This window comes from Flavobacterium flavipallidum (genome assembly GCF_038289905.1).
GTDB classification, from domain to species: Bacteria; Bacteroidota; Bacteroidia; order Flavobacteriales; family Flavobacteriaceae; genus Flavobacterium; species Flavobacterium flavipallidum.
In genome coordinates this window covers 1-14,344 of the sequence record NZ_JBBYHU010000004.1, presented here as the reverse complement: position 1 = coordinate 14,344, position 14,344 = coordinate 1, and the positions used below count along the sequence as shown (strand labels likewise).

Below are 14,344 nucleotides of genomic sequence, written 5' to 3'. Positions count from 1 at the left end.
ATCAAGACATACAAATTCATGGAGAACATTTCCACCCTAATCAATCTGACAAATGGCTCAAAAAGTAGCCGGGATGCCGCTGCCGATTTCATTCTTTCTCGGCCCGATTTACACCTTGAATTTATCCATAGCTGTTATGAAATCAACAATCCCGACCATCACAAAGCCTGTTGGATTTTGGAAATTATTGCTATAAGAAATGTGAATTGGTTGAAAGAATTTTTAGAAATAATCTGTACAAATACCCAAAAACTCTCCAATGAAAGCGCCATAAGACCGCTCTCTAAAGTCTTGTTTTTACTTATCGAATCTCATTACAAATCCAAAAAAAACGGCATTCAACTTACCCAAAACCAATTGCAACAACTTATCGAAACAAATTTTGATTGGATGATCACAGAAACCAAGGTTGCCGCAAAAGCACATGCGATGCGAAGTTTATTCTTGCTGGGAAAGGAATTTGACTGGATACATCCTGAATTAAAAATCATTCTAAGCAAGGATTACAGCAAGCAAAGTACGGCCTACAAAGCGGTAGCCAGGCAACTTTTAAAGAAAATAAAATAGCATTTTTCAATTCGACCATTTAAAAGTATCTTTGCGCCAATAAATTTTCAAGACAATGAATTATTTTTCTTCTGATTTTAAATTAGGAATTCTGGGAGGCGGACAATTAGGAAAAATGCTGCTTTTTGACACCAGAAAATTTGATATACAAACTTATGTTTTAGATCCAAGTGACGAAGCGCCATGTAAAATTGCCTGCAACCATTTCTTTCAAGGTGACTTAATGGATTTTGACACGGTTTATAATTTTGGAAAAAAAGTCGATGTCCTAACTTTCGAAATCGAATTGGTCAACCTGGAAGCCTTAGAAAAATTAGAAGCTGAAGGTTTAAAAGTATATCCTTCTCCTAAAACATTGAGAGGAATTCAAAATAAAGGAAGACAGAAAGATTTTTACGCTGAGAATAATATCCCGACAGCTCCTTACCAAAGATTTGAAAATCTTGAAGGTCTAAAATCAAAAGTTACATCGAGCGAAATCGTGATGCCATTTGTATGGAAATGTACTGAATTTGGGTACGACGGAAATGGTGTGAAAATTGTTCGTCAAATTGCCGATTTAGACAGTCTGCCAAATGTAGAATGTATTGCAGAAGAAATGATTCCGTTCAAAAATGAATTGGCCGTGATTGTTTGTCGCAATCCTTCGGGAGAAATCAAAACCTATCCTGTAGTTGAAATGGAATTCCATCCGGAAGCTAATCAGGTAGAATATGTCATTTGTCCTGCGCGTATTGATGATGCTGTTGCCGAAAAAGCCAGAGCTATTGCATTGAATGTTTCTCAAAACTTCAACCACGTTGGACTTTTAGCAGTTGAAATGTTCCAGACGGTAGATGATGAAGTAATCGTAAACGAAGTAGCTCCTCGTCCGCACAACTCCGGACATTATTCTATCGAAGCGAGTTATACTTCACAATTTGAAAACCATTTACGTGCGATTTTGGATTTACCTTTAGGAAATACCGATAGTAAAGTAGCCGGAATTATGGTGAATTTAGTAGGTGCAGAAGGTTTTTCAGGAAATGTGGTGTATCAAAATATCGAAAAAATATTAGCTTGGGACGGTGTTACGCCTCATATTTATGGTAAAAAACAAACGCGTCCGTTTAGAAAAATGGGACACGTAACCATTGCTAATGAAAACATGGCCGAAGCCAGACGCATTGCTCAGGAAGTGAAAAACACAATAAGAGTAATTAGTTCTTAGTAATTAGTCCTTAGTATTTTTAAGTTTATTAACTTAAATCAAAATGAAAAAAAAAATGGGATTTCTAGACTTTTTTGATTTTCTAAATAATGCTTCGAAAGCCACTAAAATTCCAAGTCTAATTAAATTTCACATTGAAAAGTTTACAGACAAAAATGAATATTTTGGTGAAAGAATTAAAAGTTTTATTGGATTCTTATTTTTAGTAGTCTTTGGAATTTTAGTAGTCTTTGGAATTATATTTTTAATATACAAAAAAACTAAACAATTTTAAATAAACGGTTTTTAAATTGAGCTTCGATTAATCTGAAACTTTAAACTTTAAACCTAAAACAAAATAAATAAAAAATGAAAGTAGCCGTAATTATGGGAAGCATCTCTGATATGCCAGTGATGCAGGATGCCATCAACATATTAAAAGAATTTGGAATCGAAACCGAAGTAGATATTGTATCTGCGCACCGTACACCAGAAAAACTTTTCGATTTTAGCAATAATGCTCACAAAAGAGGGATTGCAGTCATTATTGCCGGAGCTGGTGGTGCAGCGCACTTACCGGGAATGGTCGCTTCTATGTCACCACTTCCTGTAATTGGAGTTCCTGTAAAATCAAGCAATTCTATCGATGGTTGGGATTCGGTTTTATCAATTTTACAAATGCCGGGTGGTGTTCCTGTTGCAACTGTAGCTTTGAATGGAGCAAAAAACGCCGGAATCTTAGCAGCACAAATCATCGGAAGTGCTAATGCAGAAGTATTAAACAAAATTGTAGCTTACAAAGAAAGCCTTAAAGAAGCGGTTATCAAAGCTTCTGAAAGTTTGAAATAAATAAAAAAATGTATTCAGTGTTCAGTTTTTAGTATTCAGTTCTATTTGGTCTGAACCCTAAAAGCTGAACACTTATCAATTTAAAAACTACCTACATGAGTATTTTAACCCAATATTTCGATACTAAACACAATACAGCACCTTTTTCGCAAATAAAAAACGAAGATTACCTGCCTGCTTTTCAGGAAGGAATTGCTTTGGCAAAAGCTGAAATTGATGCAATCGTCAATAATCCTGAAGCGCCTACATTTGAAAACACTATCGAAGCAATGGATTATGCAGGAGCTACTTTGGATCGAATTTCCAGTATTTTTTTCAATCTGAATTCGGCGGAAACCAATGACGAAATGCAAAAAATCGCTCAGGAAGTTTCGCCATTACTTTCAGAATTCAGTAATGACATCACCTTAAACCCAGATTTATTTGCTCGTATCAAAACCGTTTATGAGCAAAAAGACAGTTTAAGTCTGACACCGGAACAAAGTACTTTATTAGATAAAAAATACAAAAGTTTTTCCCGCAACGGAGCTAATTTAGCCGACGAGGAAAAAAATCAATTGCGCGAAATCGACAAAGAATTATCAAAATTGAGTTTGCAATTTGGCGAAAATGTTTTGGCTGAAACCAATGCATTCCAAATGCATATAACAGATGAAAAAGAATTAGCCGGACTACCGGAAGGTACTATTGAAGCAGCTCGTTCTTTGGCGAAAGCCCAAGAAAAAGAAGGTTGGATTTTCACCTTAGATCATCCTAGTTATCTTCCGTTTATGACCTATGCCGACAACAGAGAATTGCGTAAAAAAATGGCAATTGCTTTTGGTTCAAAAGGATTTCAAAACAATGAATATAACAACGAAGCAATCGTTTTAAGAATCGTAAAACTACGTCACCAAAGAGCCAATTTATTAGGATATGCTACTCATGCACATTTTGTTTTGGAAGAAAGAATGGCTCAAAGTCCGGAAAAAGTAATGGCTTTTGAAAATGATTTATTGACTAAAGCCAAACCTGCTGCTGTTAAAGAATTTGAGCAATTGACCGCTTTCGCAAAAGAAATGCACGGAATCGAGCAATTGGAAAAATGGGATGGCGCTTATTATTCTGAAAAATTAAAACAACAGCTTTTTAATTTAGATGACGAAAAATTAAAGCCTTATTTCCAATTGGAAAAAGTATTGAATGGTGCTTTTACCATTGCCAATAAATTATTTGGATTGACTTTTACCGAAGTATTTGATATTGACAAATACCACGACGAAGTAATGACGTATGAAGTTACTGATGAGAAAAACAATTTAGTTGCTATTTTCTACGCCGATTTCTTCCCGAGAAAAGGAAAACGCAATGGTGCCTGGATGACTTCTTTTAAGTCGCAATATGTAAAAGATGGCGTAAACGAAAGACCGCATATTTCGAACGTTTGTAATTTTACCAAACCTACCGAAACCAAACCATCTTTATTGACTTTTAACGAAGTAACAACTTTGTTTCACGAATTTGGACACGGATTGCATGGTATGTTGGCCAACACAATTTACCCAAGTTTATCCGGAACTTCAGTCTTTTGGGACTTTGTAGAATTGCCATCTCAGGTAATGGAAAACTGGTGCTATGAGCCGGAAGCCTTAGCTTTATTTGCAACACATTATCAAACTGGTGAGGTGATTCCGCAGGAATATGTAGAAAAAATCAAAGAAAGTGCAAGTTTCCAAGAAGGATTGGCAACGTTGAGACAACTAAGTTTTGGATTGTTAGACATGGCTTGGCATGGACAAGATCCAACAAATATTACGAATTTAAAAGCTTTCGAAACAGAGCAGTTTAAAAACACTCAATTGTATCCAGATGTTAAAGAAAACTCCATGAGTACCGCTTTCTCTCATATTTTTCAAGGTGGTTATTCATCGGGATATTACAGCTACAAATGGGCGGAAGTTCTCGATGCGGATGCTTTTGAATATTTCAAAGAAAATGGCATTTTCAATAAAGAAATTGCTGATAAATTCAAAGACAACGTATTGTCCAAAGGTGGTACAGAAAACCCGATGTCTTTGTACAAACGTTTTAGAGGTCAGGAACCAAAACCAGATGCTTTATTAAGAAGAGCTGGGTTGATTTAGAACGTAGAAAACGCTCTTCAGAATACAGATAAAAACCGTCACGTTTTACAACGAGACGGTTTTTCATTTTCATATTGTATCGGAAAAATAATATGCATAAATTTGACCAGAAATGTACGCTTAATATTCCATTAAAGAATATAACTAGTTCAATTTATACGTATATAAACGGGTTAGTAGTAATTGCTCGGAACGCAAAATAAATTAATGAAAAAAATCAATAATATCACTACAGAAAGTGCTAAAAGTATATTTTCAGTTGACAAAGTAGTTGCTGGAATTGATGAGTTAAAAAACTACAATTGGCCAAAATTTACTGAAGAAGATGATATTGATTATTTTGTTGAAAAAATCCACAAAATTCTTACCTCAAAACTTGGTCCATTCCCAAATTTAATACGCTCGATTTCACAAGAAAAAATTGACTTTCCAATTTTCAGAGCAAGAGAAGTCGAACAAGTAAAAAACAACCAACTTTTTGCTGAATTTTCAAATCCACCAATCCCATTCACAACTATGGGTAGATGTAATTTCCCAAAACATCCTGTTTTTTATGCATCAAACAGCCCATTAGTTGCAATGCTTGAAGTACTTCGAACATCTGACTTTAGTAATCAAAAGATTTATCTTTCTTCATGGAGTATTATTCCTAATGAAGATAATTTTTATTTCGAAACGTTCTTAAAAAATGGCTTAACAAAAGAGAGTCTTTATCATGGTTTCAATAAAGACTTAAAACAAAATATAGACAAAACATTTGAGGGACTAATTACTGATGAACAAGTATTAGGAACAATTGAATATTTAAAGTTCTTAGACCAACAATTTATTTCAGACAATAACTATTCATTATCTGCAGCATTAGCTCATAGACGACTTTATGTCAAAGGTAACTTTGGTAGTGATATCATAATGTATCCTAGTGTACAGAGCAAAGGAAATGAAGTTAATATGGCAATAAATCCAAATTTTGTCATGAATAATATGAAACTTAATAGGATTTATGTCGTATCTCTCCAAAATTACAATTTAACAACAAAACAATATTCTCTAACTTTTCACCAATATGGCCAAGTGAGCAAAAATGCAATCTTATGGAGTAATGACATGAAAGATGAAAATTTTAAAGAAGCTGCAGCTGCAGATTTTGGAAAATTTGAATTGACTGAAATTTAACGCGATTCCTTTCGCATGAAGATTATGCACGAAACACCCAATGACGCTATACAAACGTTTTAGAGGTCTGGAACCAAAACCAGATGCTTTATTAAGAAGAGCGGGATTGATTTAAAAAGATTTCAGAATACAGATAGAAACCGTCTCGTTGTTAAACGAGGCGGTTTTTACATTTTTAAACCTTTAAAAACTCTCTAAAATTATTCTTATTTACCACCAAAAAAGACGGATTGTAGGCTTCTTCAAAAGGTTTAGGCAATTTACTTTTTTTAGTAGGCGACCATTTGAATTCAAAAGCACTTACATCATCGGCGGTAATTTCAATATAATCTATTTCTTGTTGTGCGGTAGTACGCCAAAAATAAGGTCTCGCCAAACTATTAGAATATGCCAATTGTTTCATACGCTCTGAAACCAAAAAATTCTCCCAGAGCGCTCCTTTGTCCTGCCTCAATTCAAAACTATTAAAATTCCCAATCAACATATTTCGCACCCCATTATCATAAAAATAAATTTTCCGATTAGCTTTTATCTCATTTCGCAAGTTTTTGCTATAGCTATTTAATCTAAAAACCACAAAAACTTTCTCCAACAAATCGATATAATTATTAACGGTATTTTTATCCACTCCAACGATTTGGGCAATTTCATTATAACTCACCTCATTCCCCACCTGAAAAGCCAAAGCCTGCAAGATCTTCTCCAAAACATCTGACTTTCTGATTCCCGCCAAACTTAAAACATCTTTATACAAATAACTAGAAACCAAATTTTTCAAGATTTCGTACTCATTCCCAAAATTATTAATCACATCGGGATACATGCCGTACAGCAATCGTAACTCCAATTGTTGATGGGCTTTGATATACCCAACATTATTTTCAAATTCATTCCAGGAAACAGGGTATAAATGGTATTCAAATTTGCGTCCCGTTAATGGTTCCTGAGTAAGATGATTAATATCAAATGCCGAAGAACCACTCACGATTACCTGAACATCTTTTATCTGATCAACGATAATTTTTAATTTCAAACCAATATTGGGAATACGTTGCGCCTCATCAATAAAAACATACTTAAAATTACCAATGATATTTTTTAAAGCCTCCGTATTTGCATTTGCCAAAATATCAGCCACAACTGCATCATCACCATCCAAAAAAAGAAAAGAAACATCCTTCAATAAGGTATTTATCAAGGTCGTTTTACCTACTTGTCGAGGACCAATTAGCAAAATTGCCTTTCCTTTGTTTAGTTTTTCTTTAATATTTAACAACAACTCTCTGTTAATCATAACTATAATTTTAAACAAAGGTATACAAAATATTTTCTATTCACCAATTTTATACTAAATTCGGTGAATATATTCACCAATTTAATAGTTATTTCGGTGAATGTATTCACCAATTTAATAGTTTTACACTTCTCAAAAATAAACTTTCATTTTTTTTTGAAAGTTTAAAAACTTTTATTTACTTTTACATCATGGAATTCAAAGAAGCAAAAAATAAATTCGTACAAACCTGGGGAGCCTTAGGCTCACAATGGGGCATCAATAAAACCATGGCGCAAATTCATGCGTTATTGATGGTTTCGAATGAAGCGGTTTCAATGGAAGATATTATGGAGGAATTGCAAATTTCCCGTGGTAATGCCAGTATGAATTTGAGAGCTTTGATGGATTGGGGTATTGTTTACAAAGAATACAAAGCCGGTGAGAGAAGAGAGTTTTTTACCGCCGAAAAAGACTTGGACGAGTTGGCTGTAAAAATCTCAAGAGAGCGAAGCAAAAGAGAAATCAAACCTGCTTTGAAAGTACTTAAAGAAGTTTCTTCTATTGAAGCAAACTCTACAGAGGAAGAAAAACATTTTGTGGATCAAACTACAAAATTGTATGATTTTGTTTTAAAAGCAGACAATGTTTTGGACAAAATCACTGAATACAAGGATAATTGGTTGACACAACTATTAATCAAGTTTATGAAATAAACTCTTTTTTAATCAAAACTTTCATTTTTTTCTGAAAGTTTAAAATATTTAATAATTATGAAAACTATAAAACAAATTAATCTCATCGCCATAGCAATACCCCTACTACTTTTGACCTACGATTTTATCAATGAAATCGGCTTTTATTTATCTGCATATTCTACAATGTTGACTGGTTTCTTGCAGATTATTATTGGCTTTGTTTATTGGTATAAATTCAAAAAAGACATCAACATTAAAATATATTTTTTATCTGTAATAACATTTTTCAGCCTATGGTATTATAATGAAAACATATTTTACACAGATAAATTAACATATATCTTATTCTCAATTCCTCCAATTCTTTGCATATATCTATCAATAATTATTTATACAAAAGCAAAAAAATGAACCTCAACATTATTGCATATAGTATTTACTTGCTCATAACTGCTTTCATTATTTTAAAAGTGGGCAAAATATGTTTTGACAATGGTACTGTGTATGTAAATGAACTGATTCCGGATCATAAGGATTTATGTCAAAAAATCAATCAAATCTTATTAATTGGTTACTATTTACTAAATCTTGGTTACTGTGCTATGACGTTAATTTCGTGGAATACAATTCACACTTGGACACAATTAATTGAAATTCTTGCCAGTAAAACGGCACTAATAATATGTATCATTGCAGCTATGCATTACATCAATATCATCATACTAACGAAATATATCAAAAAATTAATCTAAATATTGTAACTATGGAAACAACTAAAATTCTTATCGGATATGCCATTTATTTGCCAGTCGCTTTATTTCTAACCTATTATGTATCTAAAACGCTTTTTAAAAACAGTAAAGTGTATATGATGGATATTTTTAAAGGCCGTGAAGAAATTGCTACAGCAACTAATAAACTTTTTGAAACAGGTTTTTACTTATTGAATTTAGGCTTTGCCCTAATGATTCTTCAAATGTATTTATACAATAACACTTATCAGGAACTCATAGAAAAACTGAGTTATAAAATTGGAGGCTTTGCCATTTATCTGGGAATTATGCTTTTTCTGAACTTATATTTTTTCTTTAGAGGAAAAAGAAAAGCCAGGGAAGTTATCGAAGCTTAAAAATGGAATTAACAAATTGCCGAAGCTAGAATGCTTCGGTTTTTTTTATTTTTACAGGAAAACAACCATCAACCACCAAACAATTGGAATACTTTCTACCCAAAAAGAAGAATAATATTTAGACCTGTTTTCATTGGAAAAAACCAAAAAGATAGAAAGCACGAGGACTAAAATCAAATTGACTACCAACTGTTTTTGGATAAAATTAGTTTTTAATAACTCCAGAAAATAAAATGGCACAAGCAACAGTAATCCTAATAATTTGGTGCGCTTTACGCCAATTTGCTGTGGAACAGTTTTAAGATGCGGATCATCGTTATTCAAATCGATAATTTCGAAAACCAAAATCAAATCGAAAACCAATATAAAACGCTGTACACATTTGATAAAAAAATCATGACCTAAATCCTGATGTGCATTAACCAATGGCAACATCAAAGTCACTCCTACCCAACACAGCGAAACAATGTAAATTTTGACACCCGCCCAGTTTCGGGCATTTTTCCGATTTGGAAAAAAAGGAAGCGTATAAAGCAAAGTGAGTATCAAAACAATAACAGCGACCATCTGGGTAATTCGTTCCAATTGAAAAAAGCAAAAAGCCACCGCCAGAGACGACAAAAAACTTAATGCGGCGATCAATTTTAACTCGTTTCGCATCATTCTTTTTTTGGCTCTGGCCAAAGCATCATATTTTACGAAATTATATCCTACAATAGTTCCAAAAAAAGCAAAAAAAGCCATGGCTTTATCATAAGGAATCCCAAACATAAATTGAGTCATTCGTACCAAAGCATAAACCGATAAAGCTACGTGAATGCTGGATTTAAGGTAAAAATCAAAAAGTCTTTGAATACGAATCATCTAACAAAAGTAATTATTTCACTATCAAAATTATAAATTATTCATAAAACAAATAAAATCAATCGTAAAACAATGAATAGAAAGAGAAATATACTTATTTTTGCACCTCAAAAATTTACAAAACTTTCATGAAAACAGATGCTTTTGCTTTAAGACACATCGGGCCAAGAAAAACTGACCTAAAACATATGTTCAAAACAATTGGTGTTACTAATATGGACCAATTACTTTATGAAACTTTTCCCGACGGAATTCGTTTAAAACAAGATTTAATTCTTGATCCTGCAATGACCGAATATGAATATGCTAACCACATTCAGGAATTAGGCAAAAAAAACAAAGTTTTCAAATCATATATTGGTTTAGGGTACCACCCAACTATTGTCCCAGCTCCAATTCAAAGAAATATTTTTGAAAATCCAGGATGGTACACAGCTTACACACCTTATCAGGCAGAAATCGCTCAAGGACGTTTAGAAGCTATCTTAAACTTCCAAACGGTAGTTACAGAACTTTCAGGAATGGAAATCGCAAACGCATCTTTACTTGACGAAGGTACAGCAGCTGCCGAAGCCATGTCGTTATTATTTGACGTTCGTACACGTGACCAAAAGAAAAACAATGTTTGTAAATTCTTCGTTTCTGAAGAAATCCTGCCTCAAACTTTATCGGTTTTACAAACACGTTCTACACCAATCGGGATTGAATTAGTAGTGGGTAACCACGAAACTTTTGATTTCTCAAATGAATTTTTCGGAGCTATTTTACAATACCCTGGAAAATACGGTCAAGTAAACGATTACTCCGCTTTTATCGCTAAAGCAAAAGAAAACGAAATTAAAGTTGCTGTTGCTGCTGATATTTTATCATTAGCAACCCTAACTTCTCCAGGTGAAATGGGAGCTGCTGTTGTTGTTGGTACAACACAACGTTTTGGTATTCCAATGGGATACGGAGGACCTCACGCAGCTTTCTTCGCAACTAAAGAAGAATACAAACGCTCTATGCCGGGTCGTATCATTGGTGTTTCTATCGATGCTAATGGAAATCGCGCTTTACGTATGGCTTTAGGAACTCGTGAGCAACATATCAAACGTGAAAAAGCAACTTCAAATATCTGTACTGCTCAGGTTTTACTAGCGGTTATGGCTGGAATGTATGCGGTTTACCACGGACCAAAAGGATTACAATATATCGCAAACAAAGTACACGCTGCGGCTGTTACTGCGGCTGATACCTTAAACAAATTAGGAGTTTACCAAACGAACACCGCTTTCTTTGATACCATTTTAGTAAAAGCGGATGCTCAAAAAGTAAAAGCTGTTGCTGAAAGAAACGAAGTAAACTTCTTCTATGTTGATGCAGAAACGATTTCGATTTCATTCAACGAAACAACTTCTATCAACGACATCAACCAAATCATCGCCATTTTTGCTGAAGCTACAGGAAAAGAAACTTTTATAGTTACTGAATTAGCAACTGCAAGTCAATTGCCAACTTCTATAGAAAGAACATCTTCTTTCTTAACGCATGAGGTTTTCAACAACCATCATTCAGAAAGTCAGTTGATGCGTTATATCAAAAAATTAGAGCGCAAAGATTTATCATTGAATCACTCTATGATTTCTTTAGGTTCTTGTACTATGAAATTAAATGCTGCTTCTGAAATGTTGCCATTATCAATGCCAAACTGGAACAGCATTCACCCATTCGCTCCAATCGAACAAGCAGAAGGTTACATCACGATGCTTAAAAAATTAGAGCAACAATTGAACGTAATCACTGGATTTGCTGGCACAACGCTACAACCAAACTCTGGAGCTCAGGGAGAATACGCCGGTTTAATGGCCATCCGTGCTTACCACATGTCTCGTGGCGAAGGTTACCGCAATGTATGTTTGATTCCTTCATCGGCTCACGGAACAAACCCTGCTTCTGCTGCGATGGCTGGTATGAAAATTATCGTTACTAAAACCACTCCGGAAGGAAACATTGACGTTGAAGATTTAAGAGCTAGAGCTATTGAACACAAAGATGATTTATCTTGTTTAATGGTAACCTACCCTTCAACTCACGGAGTTTACGAATCAACTATCATTGAAATCACACAATTAATCCACGAAAACGGAGGATTAGTTTATATGGATGGAGCTAACATGAATGCACAAGTAGGTTTAACAAACCCTGCTACCATTGGTGCTGATGTTTGCCACTTGAACTTACACAAAACATTCGCTATCCCTCACGGTGGTGGTGGACCTGGTGTAGGACCAATTTGTGTAAACGAAAAATTAGTTCCGTTTTTACCAACCAACCCAATTTTAAATGTTGGCGGAGAGCAAGCGATTACAGCTATTTCTTCTGCTCCTTACGGTTCAGCTTTAGTTTGTTTAATTTCTTACGGTTACATCACAATGATGGGAGCTGAAGGATTAAGAAGCGCTACCGAACACGCTATCCTTAATGCTAACTACATGAAAGCACGTTTTGAAGGACACTACCCCATTCTTTACACAGGAGAATGCGGAAGAGCAGCTCACGAAATGATCTTAGATTGTCGTGCATTTAAAGAAAACGGAATTGAAGTGGGTGATATTGCTAAACGTTTAATGGATTACGGCTTCCACGCTCCAACAGTTTCTTTCCCGGTTGCAGGAACTTTAATGATTGAACCAACGGAATCCGAAGATTTAGCGGAATTAGACCGTTTTTGTGACGCTATGATTGCGATAAGAAAAGAGATTGAAGCAGCTACTGCCGATGATAAAAACAACGTATTAAAAAATGCGCCTCACACTTTAGCTATGTTAACTGCAGACATTTGGAATTTCCCATACACAAGAGAAACAGCAGCTTATCCGCTAGATTACATCGCTGATAATAAATTCTGGCCATCTGTTCGTCGTGTAGATGACGCTTACGGAGACAGAAATTTAGTTTGTTCTTGTGCGCCAATTGAAGCATACATGGAGAGTTAATCTTCTAAATATACTATTTTAGGAAAAGCCACGTTTTTACACGTGGCTTTTCTTTTGATGACACAAAAAAAGGGTAAATATTTAATTATCAAATTAGTTCTTATAAATAAATATTAAATGCAGAAAGTTTTATATATTCTTAAAAAAATATCAGTATTTTTGCCAATTACACAGCATTTACTTTTTTCAACTATTTTTGAAATAGTAAGCTACAATTTTCTTTTTTTAACGGAATACAACTAATGAACATAAAAATAACAGGAACAGGAAGTTACATACCTGAAAGAATAATTTCCGACAAATACTTTGAACTTCATCAATTTCTTAACGATGATGGTACTCCCATCAAACAATCAAATGAAGTTATCATTAAAAAATTCAAAGCAATAACCGGAATTGAAGAAAGACGTTATTCAGAAACACATCACACCACTTCAGACCTTGCTTATTTAGCTTCGCAAAAGGCTATCGAAAATTCAGGAATCGATCCTGAAACCTTAGATTATATCATTTTTGCACACAACTTTGGAGATGTAAAATTTGGAAGCAATCAATCGGATATGATTCCAAGTTTAGCTAGCCGCGTGAAACATAAATTAGGCATTAAAAATCCTAAATGTGTGGCTTACGATCTTATCTTTGGTTGTCCGGGATGGGTTGAAGGCGTGCTACAAGCTAATGCCTTTATCAAATCAGGAATGGCAAAAAAATGTCTGGTTATTGGAGCTGAAACTCTTTCAAGAGTAGTTGATGATCATGACCGAGATTCTATGATTTATTCTGATGGCGCCGGAGCTACCATTATTGAAGCTTCTGACAATGAAACCGGAATGCTTTCACACGAAAGTGCTTCTTACACTGAAGAAGAGGTTGGATTTTTATTTAACGGAAAATCATACCATCCGGGCTTAGACCAAAACATTAACTACATCAAAATGTACGGTCGAAAAATCTACGAATTTGCTCTTAGCAATGTTCCTGCTGCCATGAAAAGTTGCTTAGACAAAAGTGGTATTGCAATAGATCAGGTTAAAAAAATCCTAATTCATCAGGCAAATGAAAAAATGGACGAAGCTATCGTAGATCGTTTTTATAAATTATATGACAAAGAAGCTCCGGCTGATATCATGCCTATGAGTATTCATGATTTAGGGAATAGCAGTGTTGCAACAGTACCTACTTTGTTCGATTTAATTTTAAATAAAAAAATAGACGGACATGAAATCAACAAAGGCGACATTCTTATTTTTGCTTCGGTTGGAGCAGGAATGAACATTAATGCATTTGTCTATCGATACTAAATATTTTTAAAATCCATAAAAAAATCCACAATTGAAATTTCGATTGTGGATTTTTTTTTTATGAATCTATCTTAGGCACATTCAGAAGTAATCTATCTTTTGAATAAAAATTAAAGAAAATGACCGATTTTAGATATCCATTATCGGTCATTTTTGCTTTTTGAGATTTTTCAAGATATAGTTTCGGCTAAAAAACA

13 protein-coding genes are annotated in these 14,344 nt (G+C 34.3%); 11 read left to right on the top strand and 2 right to left on the bottom strand.

The annotated features are described in order from the left end of the window. Positions 1–18: 18 nt before the first annotated feature. From AAEO59_RS03085 to AAEO59_RS03060, 6 genes are all read left to right on the top strand, one after another. Positions 19–567 (top strand): hypothetical protein, encoded by a 549-nt coding sequence (locus AAEO59_RS03085; RefSeq protein WP_341699288.1) that lies wholly within the window; start codon positions 19–21, stop codon positions 565–567. 55 nt (positions 568–622) lie between these two features. Continuing rightward, the gene (locus tag AAEO59_RS03080) at positions 623–1,777 is read left to right on the top strand and encodes a 5-(carboxyamino)imidazole ribonucleotide synthase (protein WP_341699287.1); all 1,155 of its coding nucleotides are present in this window, start codon (positions 623–625) and stop codon (positions 1,775–1,777) included. A 43-nt stretch (positions 1,778–1,820) separates the two neighbouring features. Further along, the gene (locus AAEO59_RS03075) at positions 1,821–2,051 is read left to right on the top strand and encodes a hypothetical protein (protein WP_341699286.1); all 231 of its coding nucleotides are present in this window, start codon (positions 1,821–1,823) and stop codon (positions 2,049–2,051) included. Between the two features lie 74 nt (positions 2,052–2,125). Next, positions 2,126–2,605: a 5-(carboxyamino)imidazole ribonucleotide mutase gene (gene purE / locus AAEO59_RS03070; RefSeq protein WP_341699285.1), complete on the top strand. Its 480-nt coding sequence runs from the start codon at positions 2,126–2,128 to the stop codon at positions 2,603–2,605. Positions 2,606–2,700: 95 nt separating this feature from the next. Then, a complete protein-coding gene (locus tag AAEO59_RS03065) occupies positions 2,701–4,728 on the top strand; it encodes a M3 family metallopeptidase (RefSeq protein ID WP_341699284.1) in 2,028 nt (675 codons plus the stop codon). 207 nt (positions 4,729–4,935) lie between these two features. Then, positions 4,936–5,904, top strand: coding sequence for an RES domain-containing protein (locus AAEO59_RS03060; protein WP_341699283.1), 969 nt, complete (start codon positions 4,936–4,938; stop codon positions 5,902–5,904). 175 nt (positions 5,905–6,079) lie between these two features. Here the strand turns inward: AAEO59_RS03060 and AAEO59_RS03055 are convergent, their stop codons facing one another. Further along, entirely contained in the window at positions 6,080–7,198 is a 1,119-nt protein-coding gene (locus AAEO59_RS03055) for an ATP-binding protein (protein WP_341699282.1), read from the bottom strand. A gap of 191 nt (positions 7,199–7,389) precedes the next feature. Here AAEO59_RS03055 and AAEO59_RS03050 point away from each other — a divergent pair, with 191 nt between their 5' ends. The 3 genes from AAEO59_RS03050 to AAEO59_RS03040 all read left to right on the top strand — a co-directional run bounded on the left by AAEO59_RS03050 (position 7,390) and on the right by AAEO59_RS03040 (position 9,004). Then, a complete protein-coding gene (locus tag AAEO59_RS03050) occupies positions 7,390–7,893 on the top strand; it encodes a GbsR/MarR family transcriptional regulator (protein WP_341699281.1) in 504 nt (167 codons plus the stop codon). Between the two features lie 389 nt (positions 7,894–8,282). After that, positions 8,283–8,627 carry a hypothetical protein gene (locus AAEO59_RS03045; protein WP_341699280.1) on the top strand — a complete coding sequence of 115 codons (345 nt, stop codon included), beginning with the start codon at positions 8,283–8,285 and terminating at the stop codon, positions 8,625–8,627. 11 nt (positions 8,628–8,638) lie between these two features. After that, positions 8,639–9,004 carry a hypothetical protein gene (locus AAEO59_RS03040; protein ID WP_341699279.1) on the top strand — a complete coding sequence of 122 codons (366 nt, stop codon included), beginning with the start codon at positions 8,639–8,641 and terminating at the stop codon, positions 9,002–9,004. 51 nt (positions 9,005–9,055) lie between these two features. Here the strand turns inward: AAEO59_RS03040 and AAEO59_RS03035 are convergent, their stop codons facing one another. Beyond that, complete coding sequence (locus tag AAEO59_RS03035) at positions 9,056–9,868, bottom strand: UbiA prenyltransferase family protein (RefSeq protein ID WP_341699278.1); 813 nt, start codon at positions 9,866–9,868, stop codon at positions 9,056–9,058. 128 nt (positions 9,869–9,996) lie between these two features. Between AAEO59_RS03035 and gcvP the strand changes: the two genes are divergently transcribed. Next, the gene (gcvP, locus tag AAEO59_RS03030; protein ID WP_341699277.1) at positions 9,997–12,846 is read left to right on the top strand and encodes an aminomethyl-transferring glycine dehydrogenase; all 2,850 of its coding nucleotides are present in this window, start codon (positions 9,997–9,999) and stop codon (positions 12,844–12,846) included. A gap of 242 nt (positions 12,847–13,088) precedes the next feature. Next, positions 13,089–14,147 (top strand): 3-oxoacyl-ACP synthase III family protein, encoded by a 1,059-nt coding sequence (locus AAEO59_RS03025; RefSeq protein ID WP_341699276.1) that lies wholly within the window; start codon positions 13,089–13,091, stop codon positions 14,145–14,147. The last annotated feature ends 197 nt before the right edge of the window (positions 14,148–14,344 follow it).

Coding starts and splice junctions, on each gene's coding strand:
- AAEO59_RS03040 (WP_341699279.1), top strand. CDS start 8,639: ATGGAAACAACTAAAATTCTTATCGGATATGCCATTTATTTGCCAGTC.
- AAEO59_RS03050 (WP_341699281.1), top strand. CDS start 7,390: ATGGAATTCAAAGAAGCAAAAAATAAATTCGTACAAACCTGGGGAGCC.
- AAEO59_RS03025 (WP_341699276.1), top strand. CDS start 13,089: ATGAACATAAAAATAACAGGAACAGGAAGTTACATACCTGAAAGAATA.
- AAEO59_RS03045 (WP_341699280.1), top strand. CDS start 8,283: ATGAACCTCAACATTATTGCATATAGTATTTACTTGCTCATAACTGCT.
- AAEO59_RS03060 (WP_341699283.1), top strand. CDS start 4,936: ATGAAAAAAATCAATAATATCACTACAGAAAGTGCTAAAAGTATATTT.
- AAEO59_RS03055 (WP_341699282.1), bottom strand. CDS start 7,198: ATGATTAACAGAGAGTTGTTGTTAAATATTAAAGAAAAACTAAACAAA.
- AAEO59_RS03080 (WP_341699287.1), top strand. CDS start 623: ATGAATTATTTTTCTTCTGATTTTAAATTAGGAATTCTGGGAGGCGGA.
- AAEO59_RS03035 (WP_341699278.1), bottom strand. CDS start 9,868: ATGATTCGTATTCAAAGACTTTTTGATTTTTACCTTAAATCCAGCATT.
- AAEO59_RS03065 (WP_341699284.1), top strand. CDS start 2,701: ATGAGTATTTTAACCCAATATTTCGATACTAAACACAATACAGCACCT.
- AAEO59_RS03075 (WP_341699286.1), top strand. CDS start 1,821: ATGAAAAAAAAAATGGGATTTCTAGACTTTTTTGATTTTCTAAATAAT.
- purE (WP_341699285.1), top strand. CDS start 2,126: ATGAAAGTAGCCGTAATTATGGGAAGCATCTCTGATATGCCAGTGATG.
- AAEO59_RS03085 (WP_341699288.1), top strand. CDS start 19: ATGGAGAACATTTCCACCCTAATCAATCTGACAAATGGCTCAAAAAGT.
- gcvP (WP_341699277.1), top strand. CDS start 9,997: ATGAAAACAGATGCTTTTGCTTTAAGACACATCGGGCCAAGAAAAACT.